Origin of the sequence: Streptomyces sp. HP-A2021, assembly GCF_022807935.1 — a bacterium.
Taxonomy (GTDB): domain Bacteria; phylum Actinomycetota; class Actinomycetes; order Streptomycetales; family Streptomycetaceae; genus Streptomyces; species Streptomyces afghaniensis.
The window spans coordinates 9,148,610-9,162,860 of record NZ_CP094344.1; the positions used below are offsets into that span (position 1 = coordinate 9,148,610).

A 14,251-nucleotide genomic window follows, 5' to 3' on the forward strand; every position below is an offset into this window, starting at 1 on the left:
GTCGAGACACCGCCGCCCGGCCTCGGGGCCCCGCGTGATGCCGGGCTCGTGGCCTGAGCCCACAGGAACCCATTCCACCAGCACGGAGTCAGGAAGATGACCAAACGCGCCCCGGACGTGTCCGCGAGCCCGCCCAGGAGACGCAGCAAGTACACCCTCGCGCCGCTCGTGCTCATCGCGGCCAATGTCGTGCTCTTCGCGCTGTTCTTCGTCTGGCCTGCGGTGATCGGGCTCGTCTACTCGTTCACGAACTACACGGGCGTAGGGGTGTTCCAGTTCGTCGGACTGGACAACTACCAGAACCTGTTCGGGGACTCCACCTTCTACGACGCGCTGACCCGGACGCTGCTGTACGCCGTGCTCTTCGTCCCGCTGAACTTCGCGTTCTCGCTGCTCATCGCCAACATGGTGGTGAGCAGGCACGCCAAGGGCGCCTCGGTCGCCCGCGTCATCTTCTTCATCCCGTGGCTGCTGTCGCCCATCGTCGTGGGTGTCCTGTGGCGGTGGCTGTTCGGTGAGAACTTCGGACTGGTCAACTACCTCATCCACGAGCTCGGCGGGAGCGCCGTGCCCTGGCAGTCGAACGCCGACCTGTCGCTGCTGGTGGTGGTGATGGCGGCGTCCTGGGCCTGGACGGGCTTCTCGATGCTGCTGTTCATCGCGGCGATCAAGAACGTACCGGTGTCGTACTACGAGGCGGCCTCGCTCGACGGCGCCGGTCCGTGGCGCCAGTTCTTCCACATCACGCTGCCGAGCATCGCGCCCACCTCGTTCATCGTCATCCTGCTCAACACGATCAACGCGATGAAGGAATACCCGGTGTTCGTCGCCCTCAACAACGGCGGACCCGGAACGTCGAACAACCTGATGGTCCAGTACATCTATGAGACCGGCTTCAAACGGGGCCAGATCGGCTACGCGAGCGCCGCGTCATTCGTGCTCATGCTCATCCTGATGGCCGTCGCGATCATCCAGCTGATCGTCAACCGGCGGGTGGAGAACCGATGACAACCACAGACATGCCACGCCCGGTCGACGCCGGATCCGGACGGCCCGTCTCCAAGAAGCGACCCCGCGGCGCGGCCACCGGTGGGCTCCGGCAGGCGGTGTCCGCGACGACACTGCTGTGGCTCCTGGCCTGCCTCTACGGGCTGCCGGTGCTGTGGTTCATCCTCAGCTCCCTCAAGCCGGCCGGCGACCTGTTCTCCTATCCGCTGACGCTGGTTCCGCACGACCCCACCCTGTCGGGTTTCAAGGCAGCGTGGAACAGCGCCAACTTCTCCCAGTACTTCATCAACACGACCATCGTGTGCGTGATCACGACGATCCTCACGGTGGGTGTCAGCTGCTGCACCGGGTACGCGCTGGCCAAGTACGACAACAGGTGGCTCAAGGTCTTCTTCCTCTGCATCCTGGCCACCACGATGCTGCCGTCCGAGGTCATGCTCGCCCCGGAGTTCCTCGTGGTCCGTGACCTCGGCCTCTACAACTCGTTCGCCGGCATCATCCTCCCGGCCGTCCTCACCGCGACCGGATGCTTCATGTTCCGCCAGTTCTTCCTGACGGTTCCCGACGAACTCGTGGAAGCCGCACGCATCGACGGCGCCCGCGAACTGTCGATCTTCCTGCGGATCATGGTGCCGCTCTCCCGGCCCATCATGCTGACCCTCGCCATCCTGTCCTTCCAGTGGCGGTGGAACGACTACATCTGGCCGCTCCTGATGCTGAACGACCCCAACAAGTTCACCGTGCAGATCGGTATCCAGAGCATCGTCGGGGCGCAGAACATCAACTGGTCGGTACTGCTCGGCGCATCGGTCATCTCCATGATCCCTCTGATCGCCATCTTCCTGGTCTTCCAGCGTTACGTCATGGGCGCCGACATCAATGCCGGACTGAAGGACTGACCCCAGGCATGAAGGGCTGATCCACCCGTGCACCTCCCTCACCAGCGCGGCCCGTTGCACGACCTCCCCGACACCCCGGAGGCGTACGACGCCGTCCTCGCCGACGTCACCGAGCAGGCCCTGGCCCGCATGACGCCGGAGGGCAACCTCGAGCACCCGGACTGCGTCGACGACATCGGCGACACGTCCCTCGGCGTCACCTCGCTGCTGGCCCTCGCCTGGCAGCGGGGCAAGGACCCGCGGCTGCCCGACGCGGTTCGCCGCAGTCTCGCCTTCCACCTGGACGAGCGGGTCTACACCGAGGACAACCCGGGCTACCCCAACCTCCGGGTGCGCAACTCCGGCCTGCCGTATGCCCGTTACACCCTGGCGGCAGGAGCGCACCCCATCGGTGACTGGCCGAGCACGGTGTGGGCGCTGCTCCAGGCGGTCAACGTCCTGGACGCGGCGGAGGGCCTCGTCGACGACGCACAGCGCGCCCGGCTCCTCGAAGTGGCGCACGGCTACTGGCGCTGGCTCACGGAAGCCACGTTCTTCAACCCGCAGGAGGCCGGCAACCAGGCGATCGGCTGCATCGTCGGCGGCCTGATGCTGGCCCGGCACCTGCCGCCCGCCGAGGGCGACCCGGTCCGCCGGGAGGCCCTGCGGCTGTACGAGGACGAGATCCGCGCCCACCGTGTCCGTGACCGCGGCGCGCTCCTGCCGCCCGAGCACGGCGGCGCCTACGACAACAACTACGGCCCGATCTCCCTGTCCTTCCTCGCCCAGGCCCACCGGGTCAGCGGCGCGCAGGTCTTCGCCGAGGACGGCGACGCGCTCGCCCGCTACATCGACGCCCGGCTGACGAACGGCGGCTTCGACAACGGCGGCCCCCGCTACAGCGAGCAGCACTCCGCCTTCGAGTCGGTGCTGGGCCTGCGCTACTTCAGCGCCCGCATCGGCTCCGACCTGGGCCGCTACCGGGGCGACAGCCGCTGGGCCCGGCACGCGGTCAAGGCGGACGGCGGCGTCGACGGCCACTTCGCGTGGATGCTGGTCTGGCAGATCCAGGACACCACGCCCTGGCACCGTGCCCCGTCCACGGCTCCGGCCCGGCACCAACTGCGCGCGGGTACGGTGTCGGTGGCGTTCGACGACCGGATGACGCCCGCACTGGTCGAGGCCGCGGGCACCTACTACCTGCCGGCCGCCGTCAACCGCCAGCACGGCTTCGGACCGGTGACCGACGGCTTCCTGCTGACCCGCCCGATGGGCGAGGTCCGCGTCCGGGACGTCACCGCCGACGGACTGGCGGCGAAACTGGTCACCAAGCCGGTCGTCGGCCGCGACCACGTCCTGCGGCACGTCCGGTCCCTGTACGTCACCGACGGCACGAGCCTGTGGACCACGGTCGCCGTGGAACGGCTCCCGGGCGTGCCGTACCTGCTGGCCGGCCTGCCGTACGCCGCCGACGACGGCGACCGGGTGCGCAGGACCGCCGAGCCCCGGGTGACGTCGGCGGGCACTCTGCGGCTGACCCACCCGGGCCCGGACGACCCGCACCACTTCGACGCCCGCACGGACACCACCCAGGAGCAGGCCGCCTTCGCCCTGGCCCTCGACCCGCGCGGCTACGGCAACCCCGACGAGGGCTGGCGCCACCTGGTCGCCTCGACCGCCCTGGAGGCCGGACCGGCCCCCGGCGCACCCGAGGACCTGCACGTCTTCGCGGTCCGCTACGGCCAGGGCGACGACGAGTTCACACCGGCGTTCGAGCGTGAGGGCACGGCTCTCGCGGTCCGCACCGAGGCGTTCACGGCGGTGATCGGCGAGGTGGCGGGCGACGCGAACGCCGAACCGGAGCTGACGCTGTCCTGCGGAACGGACGCCTGAGAGCGGTTCCTTCGGAAGGTCACCGGACGGACGAGGTGGGCCTGCTACGCGTCGGGGGCGGGGCGCCCGACGTCCGGTGCCTGAGCGGCGAGTTCACTGAGGGGCTCACCGCTGAGCCGGCACACCTTCCACTCCTCCATGAGTTCCACCCCGAGCGATTTGTAGAAGTCGATCGTCGGTGTGTTCCAGGCCAGGACCCACCACTCGAAGCGGTCGTAGCCGCTCCGCCGGCAGGTCGCGGCCAGGGCGGCGAGGAGAGCCTTCCCGTGTCCCGCGCCGCGCGCCCGCGGCCGTACGTAGAGGTCTTCCAGGTGCATGCCGCGCGTGCCCGTCCAGGTCGAGAAGCGCGGGAACCACAGGGCGTAGCCCACGGCCTCACCCGTGCCGTCGTCCTCGGCGATCAGCGCGTGGGCGGCCGGGTGCTCACCGAACAGCGCCTCACGCAGCTGCTCCTCGGAGGCCCGGGCCTGCTCGGCGGCCCGTTCGTAGGCGGCGAGTTCGCGGATCATGGCCCGGATCTCGGGGACGTCGTTCACAGTGGCGGACCTGATCATGCGACCGATCATGCCTCATCGCGACGCGGCCGGGAATCGGGTTTCCGGGCACCGGTGACTCCGGGCCGCTGCTCGCCCCTCGGACGGCCAGGGGAGGCCGTGGGCAGTGTTCACGCCCGCACCCGCGGCAGTGCCGACTCCGGCACCACCAGGTCGGCCCGCGCCCGGGTCGTCTCGACCAGTTCGGCGTTGCGCTGGTCCGAGCGCAGCACCCACGCCACGGCCTCCTCGTGGTCCTTGCCGAACTCCTCGTGCCGGGCGACAAGTCGCCGCAGCCGCTCCGGCTCGGGGAGTTCGCAGAACCACACCTCGTCGAGCTCGGGGCGGACCCGGGCCCAGGCGCCGGTCTCCAGCAGCAGGTAGTTCCCCTCGGTCACCACGAGCCGGGCCGTCGGCGGCACCGGGATCGCCCCCGCGACCGGCTGCTCCAGGACACGTTCGAAGCCGGGCGCGTACACGACGTCGTGCGTCTCCTCCCGCAGCCGTCGCAGCAGCGCCGCGTACCCGGCCGCGTCGAACGTGTCGGGCGCGCCCTTGCGGTCGCGGCGGCCGAGCCGCTCCAGTTCGGCGTCGGCCAGATGGAAGCCGTCCATGGGGACGTGCGCCACCCACGGGTCACCGGGTCCGTTCAGTTCCCGCACCAGCCGCTCGGCGAGCGTCGACTTGCCCGCACCGGGGCTGCCGGCGATACCGAGGAGCGCGCGCCGGCCGCCCCGGGGCAGAGTTCGGGCGCGGCGGACGAGGTCGTCGAAGGTGAGCGGCACACAGCAGAGTCTGTCACCCCGCCGAGTGTGGCGTGCGCCACTCACTGGACATCGCCGGCCGGGGAACCGGACCTGTATGACGCAGCTCGGTCTTCCCGAAGACATCCACGCCTGCCTCTTCGACCTCGACGGTGTCGTCACCAAGACGGCCGTCGTGCACGCGGCCGCCTGGAAGGAGATGTTCGACGCGTTCCTGCGCGAGCGCGACGGCGCGGACTTCCGGCCGTTCGACGCGTCCGACTACGACGAGTACGTCGACGGCCGGCCACGCGCTGACGGCGTGCGCACCTTCCTCGCGTCCCGCGGCATCGACCTGCCCGACGGCGACCCGGACGACCCACCCGGCGCGCAGACCGTGCACGGACTGGGCAACCGCAAGAACGAGCTGGTCCTGGAGAAGATCCGCACCGACGGCGTCGAGGCCTACGACGGCACCCTGCGCTACCTGGAGGCGGTCCGCGCCCATGGACTGAGCACCGCGATCGTCTCCTCCAGCGCCAACTGCCGGGACGTGCTGCGCTCGATCGGCGCCGAGCACTTCTTCGACGTACGCATCGACGGCGTGGTCGCCGCCGAGCGCAAACTGCCCGGCAAGCCGCACCCCGACACGTTCCTGGCCGCCGCCGAGGACCTCGGCATCGAACCGGCCGAGGCCGCCGTCTTCGAGGACGCCCTGGCCGGCATGGACGCGGGCCGCGCGGGCCGGTTCGGGTACGTCGTCGGCGTCGACCGGGTGGGACAGACCGACGCGCTGTACGCACACGGCGCCGACGTCGTGGTGAAGGACCTCGCCGAACTGGGGGGCACGGAGTGATCACACAGCGGGCGTACAACGTCGAACCCTGGACGGTGCGCGAGACGGAGCTCAACCTCGACGTCCTGGCCCAGAGCGAGTCCGTGTTCGCCCTGTCCAACGGCCACGTCGGCTGGCGCGGCAACCTCGACGAGGGCGAACCGCACGGCCTGCCCGGCTCCTACCTCAACGGCGTCCACGAACTGCACCCGCTGCCCTACGCCGAGGCCGGATACGGCTACCCGGAGTCCGGCCAGACGTCCATCAACGTCACCAACGGCAAGGTGCTGCGCCTCCTGGTCGACGACGAGCCGTTCGACCTGCGCTACGGGCGGCTCGTCACCCACGAGCGGACCCTGGACCTGCGGCGCGGCGTGCTGGAACGGGTCTGCGAGTGGACCTCCCCGGCCGGCTCGACGATCCGGGTGCGCTCCACGCGGCTGGTGTCCCTGACCCAGCGGGCGATCGCCGCCGTGGCGTACGAGGTGGAGCCCGTCGACAGCCGTACCCGCGTGGTCGTGCAGTCGGAGCTCGTCGCCAATGAGAGCCTGCCCGAGCCGGACGGCGACCCGCGCGCCGCACGGGCGCTGAAGTCGCCGCTGGAACCGGAGGAGGACCTCGCCTCGGGCAGCAGGCTGCGCCTGGTCCACCGCACCCGGCGCAGCGGCCTCAGGGTCGCCGTGGCCGCCGACCACCTCGTCACCGGCCCGGAACGGACCACCACCAGCAGCGAGAGCAATGTGGACGTGGCCCGGCTGACCATCACCTCCGTCCTGGAACCGGGGGAACGGCTGCGGGTGGAGAAGCTCGTCGCGCACGGCTGGTCCAGCGCGCGCTCCCGGCCCGCGATGAGCGACCAGGTCGAGGCGGCCCTGGCGGCGGCCGCGCAGAGCGGCTGGTGGGGGCTCCTGAAGGACCAGCGGGCCTACCTCGACGACTTCTGGGGGCGCGCCGACGTCGAGGTCGACGGCGACGAGGAGATCCAGCAGGCCGTCCGCTTCGCCCTCTTCCACGTCCTGCAGGCCGGCGCCCGCGCCGAACAGCGCGCCATCCCCGCCAAGGGACTCACCGGCTCCGGCTACGACGGCCACGCCTTCTGGGACACCGAGGCGTTCGTGCTGCCGCTGCTGACCTACACCGCGCCGGCCGCGGCCGCCGAGGCCCTGCGCTGGCGCCTGGACACCCTGCCCGCCGCCCGGGAGCGCGCGGCCCAGCTCGGCCTGCGCGGCGCCGCGTTCCCCTGGCGCACCATCGAGGGCTCGGAGGGCTCCGCGTACTGGCCGGCCGGCACGGCCGCCTTCCACGTCGGCGCCGACATCGCGGACGCCGTGGCGCGGTACGTGGCGGCCACCGGCGACGAGGAGTTCGAGCGCGAGGTCGGCGTGGAGCTGCTGGTGGAGACCGCCCGCCTGTGGCGCTCCCTCGGCCACCACGACGACCGGGGCGTCTTCCACATCGACGGCGTCACCGGACCGGACGAGTACAGTGCGATCGCCGACGACAACACGTACACCAACCTCATGGCCCGGGCGAACCTGCTGGCCGCCGCCGACGCCTGCAAACGCCACCCCGACGAGGCGGCCCGGCTCGGCGCCGACGAGGAGGAGCGGGCCGCCTGGCGGGACGCCGCCGAGGCCGTGCACGTCCCCTACAACGACGAACTCGGCGTGCACGAACAACACGCCGGTTTCACCCGCTACCAGCGCTGGGACTTCGACCGCACCGGCCCGGACCAGTACCCGCTGATGCTGCACTTCCCGTACTTCGACCTGTACCGCAAGCAGGTGATCAAGCAGGCGGACCTGGTGCTGGCGATGTACACCTGCGGCAGCTTCTTCGAGGAGTACTCCGACGAGGAGCAGATCGCCCGCAACTTCGCCTACTACGAGCCGCTGACCGTACGGGACTCCTCCCTGTCGGCCTGCGTCCAGGCCGTCATGGCCGCCCGGACCGGCCATCTGGACCTGGCCTGCGCCTACACGGCCGAGGCCGCGCTGATGGACCTCGGGGACCTGGAGCACAACACCCGCGACGGACTGCACATCGCCTCGCTGGCCGGCACCTGGATGGCGCTGGTCGCCGGGTTCGGCGGTATGCGGTGCGCCGACGGCAGCCTGCGGTTCACGCCGCGCCTGCCCGAGAGGTACAGCCGGCTGGCCTTCTCGGTCGGGTTCCTCGGCCGGTGCCTGCGAGTGGAGCTGACCGCCGGTCAGGCCACGTACACCCTGCGCTCGGGCCCGCCCCTGACGATCCGCCATCACGGCACGGAGGTGACGGTGCGTGAGGACGCCCCCGTCACCCGCCCGGTTCCCCCGGAGCCCCGGCGTCCGGCCCTGAATCAGCCACCGCACCGCTCCCCGAACACCCGCTGACCTCCAGATCGCGTCAGGCACTTGGCCGAATTCCGGTCTGCACGTCCCCACCCCGCGGGTTAGCTTGACCATGTTTTCCGATCATCGGACCTCCGTCTTCGGCCCGCGGGCCCTGGAGGTCGCAGCGGCCCTACGCGCGTAGTAGGGGTAAGGGGTGGACGATGTCCGACGGAGCGAACGCCATTCTCGTTCGCAGACGAAGACGCGCACAGACGGCCGCGTCGGGCACCCGCCGCAGGATCCGCGTCGACGGACCGCTCGCCGCGGTGGCCGCCGTCTTCACCGTCGCGCAACTCGTCCTCGTCCGGCCCGTCCTCGGCCTCGGCTGGGACGAGATCGTCTACGTCAGCCAGGTCACCTCCCACACCCCGGCGGCCTTCTTCAGCGCGCCGCGCTCCCGGGGCGTCTCCCTGCTCGTGGCGCCGATCGCGTCCTGGTCGTCGTCCACGCCGCTGCTGCGCGTCTACCTCGCCCTGCTGTCCGGCCTCGCCCTCTACCTGGCCCTGCGCGCCTGGCGCGGCCTGTTCCCGACCCGGGTCCTGGCCGCCGGCGGTGCCCTCTTCGCCTCCCTGTGGGTGACCCTCTTCTACGGTCCGCAGGCGATGCCCAACTACTGGGTCGCGATCGGCGCCCTGATCACTGTGGGCTGCTTCCTGCGGGCCCGGGCGCAGCCCTCCGCCCGGGCGGCACTGTGGGGCATCGCGGCGGGCGCCGCCCTCATGGCGTGGATGCGGCCCACCGACGCGGTCTGGGTGACCGTGCCGCTGCTCGTCCTCACCCTGGTCCGCCGCCACTGGCGACTGCTCCTCGCGCTCGCGGCAGGCCTCGCGGCCGGCGCCGTCGAGTGGGTGATCGAGGCCTACCTCGGCCACGGCGGTCTCGGACAGCGGCTGTCGGACGCCTCCCGCATCCAGGGCGGACTGGGCTGGCAGATCGCCGTCGACGACCAACTGCGCAGCCTGGGCGGACGCGCCCTGTGCCGGCCGTGCACCGTGCCGATGCCCAACCCCCTGGTCACCGTCTGGTGGTTCGCCCTGCCCGTCCTGGCCGGACTCGGCCTGCTCGTCGCGGCCCGGGCCCGGCGCCTGGGACGGACCCTGATCCCCCTGGCCTGCGCCGCCACGGCCGCACTGCCGTACCTGTTCATGATCGGCTACGCGGCTCCCCGCTTCCTCCAGCCGGCCTACGCGCTGCTCGCCATCCCGGTCGCCGACGCCCTGTGGCACCTCGTCAGGACCCCGGGCCGGAAGTGGCGGCCGGTGGCCGCCACCCTGGTCGCGCTCGGCCTGGCCGGCCATCTGGCGGCGCAGATCGCCGTCCTGGAAGGCGCCGTCTCCCGCAACACCGAGAGCCGCCGCGACTGGGACCGCACCGCCGGAGAACTGCACCGCCTCGGCGTCCGCCCGCCCTGCCTGCTCACCGGCCACGAGGCCATCCCGATCGGCTACTACACCGGCTGCTCCTCGGGCGCGACGGCCGGCCACAACGAGAACACCACGGTGGCGGACATCGTGCGCACCGCGGACCGTCTCCCGGTCGCCCACATCGCACCGGCCGGCGGCACCCCGCCCCGCTACGCCCGCGCCTGGCCCGTCCACCGGATCTCGGATCTGGACGTCCGCGTCGCACCGCCGGCGCCGGGGAACAGCGGCCACTGAGGCATCAACTCGCGTTTCCCGCCCGCCTGGTGCAGGTAGGAGTCGGGAGACGAGCGTCGCGGACGAGGGGGGAACGCCATGACGGGGATCGACCACGAGGGCCGGCTGGGGGAGGAGTTCTTCACACCGGGCTCCTCGTCCTTCACCGAGTTCCTGGCGGCCCACCGTCCGGAACTGCTGGGCACCCGCCGGATCCTCCCGGACGGCGTCCGCGCCGAGGGCGCCCCGCACGGTACGACCGTGCTGGCCCTCACCTTCGGCGACGGGGTGCTGATCGCGGGCGACCGGCGGGCGACGATGGGCAACCTGATCGCCCAGCGGGACCTGGAGAAGGTGCACCCCGCCGACGACCACACGGCCGTGGCCTTCGCCGGTTCCGTCGGGCTCGCGCTCGACCTGGTCAAGCTCTACCAGGTCGAGCTGACGCACTTCGAGAAGGTCGAGGGCATCCCCATGACCCTCGCCGCGAAGGCGACCCGGCTGGCCACGATGATCCGGGGCAATCTGGGCCAGGCCATGCAGGGCCTCGCCGTCGTCCCGCTGCTCGCCGGCTACGACCCCGCGGCTCCCGAAGGCGGGCGTGGCCGCATCTTCGGCTTCGACGTCGCCGGCGGCCGCTACGAGAAGTTCGGCTTCCACGCCGAGGGATCCGGATCGCCGTACGCCCGGGGCGCGTTGAAGAAGCTGTTCCGTCCCGGCATGGCCCGGCGCGAGGCCGCCCTGGCCGCGCTCCAGGCGCTCTACGACGCGGCCGACGACGACTCCGCGACCGGCGGCCCGGACCTCACCCGCCGCATCTATCCCGTCGTGTCCGTCATCACCGAGGACGGCTTCGAGCGGCTGCCGGAGACGGAGACGGAGGAGCTCAGCCGCGAGATGGTCGAGCAGCGCCGCGGCCGGCCGGACGGACCGAACGCCGCGGTGTGACGTCCCCGGCCGCGGGGTGCCCGGCTCGACGGAGCCTGCGGTCCCGCCGGAGTTTTCGGTTCCATGGACAAGACCTGTCGCGGCCTTTACTGCACATGGATTGCAGGTACCGGAGGATGGCGCGAGGCTGTTCCCCGCAGCCGTCCGTCCGACAGAAAGACCATCCTCCCGATGACGGCCGCCCCTGAGTCCACTCCGCCCCTCCCCGCCCCGGCTGCGGCCCAGCGCACGGCCCGGCACCGCGTCCGCACCTCCATGACGCGGCAGGAGTGGACCAGGGTCGGGGGGATGGCCGCCGTCATCGTGGCCCTGCACGTGATCGGCTGGTTCACCCTCGTCGCGATCGTCGCCCCCGAGCACCGCGCCATCGGCACGCAGACCTTCGGCGTCGGCATCGGCGTCACCGCGTACACGCTCGGCATGCGGCACGCCTTCGACGCCGACCACATCGCCGCCATCGACAACACCACCCGCAAGCTGATGGGCGAGGGGCAGCGGCCGCTGTCGGTCGGCTTCTGGTTCTCCCTCGGCCACTCCAGCGTCGTCTTCGCCCTCGCCTTCCTGCTCACCCTCGGCGTGAAGACCCTGGCCGGACCGGTCCGAGACGACGGCTCCTCGCTGCACGACGTCACCGGCCTGATCGGCACGACCGTCTCCGGGACGTTCCTCTACCTCATCGCGGCCGTCAACCTCGTCATCCTCGCCGGCATCTGGAAGGTGTTCCGCGGCATGCGCTCGGGCCGCTACGACGAGGCCGCCCTGGAGGAACAGCTGAACAACCGCGGCTTCATGACCCGGCTCCTGGGCCGTGTCATGAAGTCGGTCTCCAAGCCCGGCCAGATGTACCCGCTGGGCCTCCTCTTCGGCCTCGGCTTCGACACCGCCACCGAGATCGCCCTGCTGGTGCTGGCCGGCTCCGGCGCCGCGTCCGGTCTGCCCTGGTACGCGATCCTGTGCCTGCCCGTCCTCTTCGCCGCCGGGATGTGCCTCCTCGACACCATCGACGGCTCGTTCATGAACTTCGCCTACGGCTGGGCCTTCTCCGAGCCGGTCCGCAAGGTCTACTACAACCTCACGATCACCGGCCTGTCCGTCGCCGTGGCCCTGCTCATCGGGACCGTCGAACTCCTCGGTCTGCTCGTGGAGCAGCTCGGGCTGCACGGGCCCTTCTGGAACTGGGTCTCCGGCCTCGACCTCAACGTCCTGGGGTACGTCGTCGTGGCGCTGTTCGTGGCCACCTGGGTCGTCGCGCTGCTGGTGTGGAGGCTCGGGCGCATCGAGGACAAGTGGACGGGTGGCCTGGCCCGGACGGGGCGGGAAGGTTAGAGCCCGCGTAACGGGAAACGCGGAACGGGCACATGAGACGAACGAGTCGACGCAGCGCGACAGGGAGGCAGAAGTGATGGGCACGGAACCGATGCGCCCCGAGCCGATGGCGGACGACGCGTACCAGCCCACCGGGAGCAACGAGGAGCAGGAGGACGCCGCGCCTCTGGACCTCCAGGACGCCGTCGACGAACGGACCTACGACGACACCCTCGACGAGGGCTACTCCCCGCCGGAGAAGCCGCTCGGCGTCACCAAGCGCGGCACGACCGCCGCCGAGCAGCACGAGGGCGAGACGCTCGACGACCGCCTCTCCCAGGAGGTCCCCGACGTGTCCGCCGAGCCTGCGGGGGACGGCGTGGGCGACACCCCCGACAGCGACGGCGAGCCGGTCGACCCCGAGGCGGGCACCGCCCGTGCGGGCCGCCTGGTCGCCCCGGACGAGGGCGCCCACCCGGACACGACGAAGGAGACCGTCGCGACGGACATCGGCATCGACGGGGGTGCGGCCGGTGCGGAGGAGGCGGCGGTGCACGTGGTCGAGGACGACAGCGCCCTCCCGGAGGACGACGACAGGGCGTGACCCCCGGCCGGGGGGGCTACGGCAGCAGCTTCTCCAGCGCGGCCGGGCCCTCCGCGGCCAGCTTGCGCCTGGCCCATTCCAGGGTGCGCGGGGTGAGGTCCTTGCCCGAGGCGAGGACGAGGTCCTCCGGCGACACGTCGGTGCCGGTGCGGGCGTGGAGCAGGCGGTCCGGGGTGGTGCGGTCCTCGGGCGGCCGGGACGCGGCGGGCTGTGAAGTCGACATGTTCTCTGCTCCTAGGGTCCGGATCGCTGGTGCGGCCCCGGTGCTGAAAAACGGGTCCGAGACCACCATTCAACGTGAGAGCCCGGAGTGCATCCGGAGAGCCCGCCCCCGGCACCGGAACCCGAGCTCGGCCCGCCGCGGGCCGCCGTCAGGGCCCGTCCCGCGGACGGGGTGCCAGCACGAGCATCGTGACGTCGTCCCGCACATCGGGGCAGTACCGGACGAGGTCGGTCCACACCCGCTCGGCCAGCTCGGCCGGATCCTCGTCGGCGAGGCCCGGCAGCCGGTCGGCCAGGGGATAGAAGACCCCGCCCGCGTCCCTGGCCTCGGTGACACCGTCGGACGCGAGGAACAGCCGGTCACCGGCCCGCACCGGTACCGACACGACCCTCGGCGCAGTGATCTCGGCGAGACCCAGCCCCAGCGGCGTGCACGGCTCGACGTCCAGCTCGACGACCCGCCCGTCCCGCAACAGCAACGGCCCGGACTGCCCGCACGCCACGATCCGCACCACACCCGCGTCGGGGGAGAAGTCCAGCAGCACAGCCGTCGCGAACAGCTCGGCATTCGGCTCGCCCGCGGAGTCCACCGCCAGCCTCCGGTCGAGCCGGGCCGCCACCGCCTCCGGCTCCGGCTGGTCCAGCACCGCCTCCCGGAACGCCCCCAGCAGCGACGCGACCGTCGCCACCGCCGACAGCCCGTGCCCCTGCACATCGCCCATGACCGCCCGTACGCCGTAGGGGCCCGCACGTACGTCGAAGAAGTCACCCCCGACCAGCGTCCCGCTCTGCGCCGCCCGGTACAGCCCCGCGCACCGCACCGGCCCGACCCGCTCCGGCAGCGGCGGCACCACGGCCCGCTGCGCGGCCTCGGCGACGGCCCGCTCGGTGACCAGCTGCGCGTCACGCCTGCTGCGCACGTACGACAGCAGCACGCTCAGCACCGCGACGAAGCACACGGTCAGCACATCGGTGCTGCCGGGGTCGTTCAGACGGAAGACCGGGACCGTCAGCACGACCACCGCCAGCGCACCGAGCACCGCAGTCACGACCGGCCCGTGCGCCAGCACGGCCAGCGGCGGGATCGCACCCAGCAGGAAGCCGATGTCGAGCGGCTCCGGACTGATCAGCTCAGCCGTGCAGACGCCCGCCAGGAGCACGGACGGCAGCACCCGCGCCCACACCGGCGGCGGCGCGCCGCGCAGCCAGCCCCGTCGGTCCAGGTCCCGGCCCCTGTCCCGGCGCGGCAGCCGGGCGTGCACACTGCTCACAC

At 71.7% G+C, this 14,251-nt stretch carries 13 protein-coding genes; 9 read left to right on the forward strand and 4 right to left on the reverse strand.

All coding sequences use genetic code 11. The features are described from left to right. Positions 1–96 precede the first annotated feature (96 nt). Genes MQE23_RS41165 through MQE23_RS41175 form a run of 3 tightly spaced genes read left to right on the forward strand, consistent with a single transcriptional unit; the run spans position 97 to position 3,779 of the window. Positions 97–1,008 (forward strand): sugar ABC transporter permease, encoded by a 912-nt coding sequence (locus MQE23_RS41165; RefSeq protein WP_020273671.1) that lies wholly within the window; start codon positions 97–99, stop codon positions 1,006–1,008. Further along, positions 1,005–1,907, forward strand: coding sequence for a carbohydrate ABC transporter permease (locus MQE23_RS41170; protein WP_020273670.1), 903 nt, complete (start codon positions 1,005–1,007; stop codon positions 1,905–1,907). Before MQE23_RS41165 ends, MQE23_RS41170 begins: the two co-directional genes overlap by 4 nt. A 27-nt stretch (positions 1,908–1,934) precedes the next feature. Continuing rightward, entirely contained in the window at positions 1,935–3,779 is a 1,845-nt protein-coding gene (locus MQE23_RS41175) for a hypothetical protein (RefSeq protein ID WP_243381867.1), read from the forward strand. A 44-nt stretch (positions 3,780–3,823) separates the two neighbouring features. Here MQE23_RS41175 and MQE23_RS41180 read toward each other — a convergent pair whose 3' ends face one another. Continuing rightward, complete coding sequence (locus MQE23_RS41180) at positions 3,824–4,333, reverse strand: GNAT family N-acetyltransferase (RefSeq protein ID WP_037670176.1); 510 nt, start codon at positions 4,331–4,333, stop codon at positions 3,824–3,826. A 110-nt stretch (positions 4,334–4,443) separates the two neighbouring features. Then, on the reverse strand, positions 4,444–5,097 hold the full coding sequence (locus MQE23_RS41185) for a nucleoside/nucleotide kinase family protein (protein ID WP_020273667.1): 654 nt from the start codon (positions 5,095–5,097) through the stop codon (positions 4,444–4,446). A 76-nt stretch (positions 5,098–5,173) separates the two neighbouring features. Between MQE23_RS41185 and MQE23_RS41190 the strand changes: the two genes are divergently transcribed. The 6 genes from MQE23_RS41190 (at position 5,174) to MQE23_RS41215 (ending at position 12,756) form a co-directional block, all read left to right on the forward strand. Further along, on the forward strand, positions 5,174–5,911 hold the full coding sequence (locus MQE23_RS41190) for a beta-phosphoglucomutase family hydrolase (RefSeq protein ID WP_020273666.1): 738 nt from the start codon (positions 5,174–5,176) through the stop codon (positions 5,909–5,911). Continuing rightward, positions 5,908–8,262 (forward strand): glycosyl hydrolase family 65 protein, encoded by a 2,355-nt coding sequence (locus tag MQE23_RS41195; RefSeq protein ID WP_020273665.1) that lies wholly within the window; start codon positions 5,908–5,910, stop codon positions 8,260–8,262. The genes MQE23_RS41190 and MQE23_RS41195 overlap by 4 nt, the downstream gene beginning before the upstream one ends. Before the next feature lie 161 nt (positions 8,263–8,423). Beyond that, positions 8,424–9,920 carry a hypothetical protein gene (locus MQE23_RS41200; protein ID WP_020273664.1) on the forward strand — a complete coding sequence of 499 codons (1,497 nt, stop codon included), beginning with the start codon at positions 8,424–8,426 and terminating at the stop codon, positions 9,918–9,920. A 78-nt stretch (positions 9,921–9,998) separates the two neighbouring features. Further along, a complete protein-coding gene (gene prcB / locus MQE23_RS41205) occupies positions 9,999–10,847 on the forward strand; it encodes a proteasome subunit beta (protein ID WP_020273663.1) in 849 nt (282 codons plus the stop codon). A 171-nt stretch (positions 10,848–11,018) separates the two neighbouring features. Then, on the forward strand, positions 11,019–12,173 hold the full coding sequence (locus tag MQE23_RS41210) for a HoxN/HupN/NixA family nickel/cobalt transporter (protein ID WP_243381869.1): 1,155 nt from the start codon (positions 11,019–11,021) through the stop codon (positions 12,171–12,173). A gap of 91 nt (positions 12,174–12,264) precedes the next feature. Beyond that, complete coding sequence (locus tag MQE23_RS41215; RefSeq protein ID WP_037670172.1) at positions 12,265–12,756, forward strand: DUF5709 domain-containing protein; 492 nt, start codon at positions 12,265–12,267, stop codon at positions 12,754–12,756. Positions 12,757–12,772: 16 nt separating this feature from the next. Here the strand turns inward: MQE23_RS41215 and MQE23_RS41220 are convergent, their stop codons facing one another. Beyond that, positions 12,773–12,979 carry a hypothetical protein gene (locus MQE23_RS41220; RefSeq protein WP_020273660.1) on the reverse strand — a complete coding sequence of 69 codons (207 nt, stop codon included), beginning with the start codon at positions 12,977–12,979 and terminating at the stop codon, positions 12,773–12,775. Between the two features lie 148 nt (positions 12,980–13,127). Then, the gene (locus MQE23_RS41225; RefSeq protein WP_243381871.1) at positions 13,128–14,249 is read right to left on the reverse strand and encodes a PP2C family protein-serine/threonine phosphatase; all 1,122 of its coding nucleotides are present in this window, start codon (positions 14,247–14,249) and stop codon (positions 13,128–13,130) included. Between the last annotated feature and the right edge of the window lie 2 nt (positions 14,250–14,251).

What these genes read in the sequence shown, in the direction of transcription:
- MQE23_RS41165 (WP_020273671.1), top strand. Translation starts at nt 97, where the DNA reads ATGACCAAACGCGCCCCGGACGTGTCCGCGAGCCCGCCCAGGAGACGC.
- MQE23_RS41170 (WP_020273670.1), top strand. Translation starts at nt 1,005, where the DNA reads ATGACAACCACAGACATGCCACGCCCGGTCGACGCCGGATCCGGACGG.
- MQE23_RS41180 (WP_037670176.1), bottom strand. Translation starts at nt 4,333, where the DNA reads ATGATCAGGTCCGCCACTGTGAACGACGTCCCCGAGATCCGGGCCATG.
- MQE23_RS41190 (WP_020273666.1), top strand. Translation starts at nt 5,174, where the DNA reads ATGACGCAGCTCGGTCTTCCCGAAGACATCCACGCCTGCCTCTTCGAC.
- MQE23_RS41200 (WP_020273664.1), top strand. Translation starts at nt 8,424, where the DNA reads ATGTCCGACGGAGCGAACGCCATTCTCGTTCGCAGACGAAGACGCGCA.
- prcB (WP_020273663.1), top strand. Translation starts at nt 9,999, where the DNA reads ATGACGGGGATCGACCACGAGGGCCGGCTGGGGGAGGAGTTCTTCACA.
- MQE23_RS41210 (WP_243381869.1), top strand. Translation starts at nt 11,019, where the DNA reads ATGACGGCCGCCCCTGAGTCCACTCCGCCCCTCCCCGCCCCGGCTGCG.
- MQE23_RS41215 (WP_037670172.1), top strand. Translation starts at nt 12,265, where the DNA reads ATGCGCCCCGAGCCGATGGCGGACGACGCGTACCAGCCCACCGGGAGC.
- MQE23_RS41220 (WP_020273660.1), bottom strand. Translation starts at nt 12,979, where the DNA reads ATGTCGACTTCACAGCCCGCCGCGTCCCGGCCGCCCGAGGACCGCACC.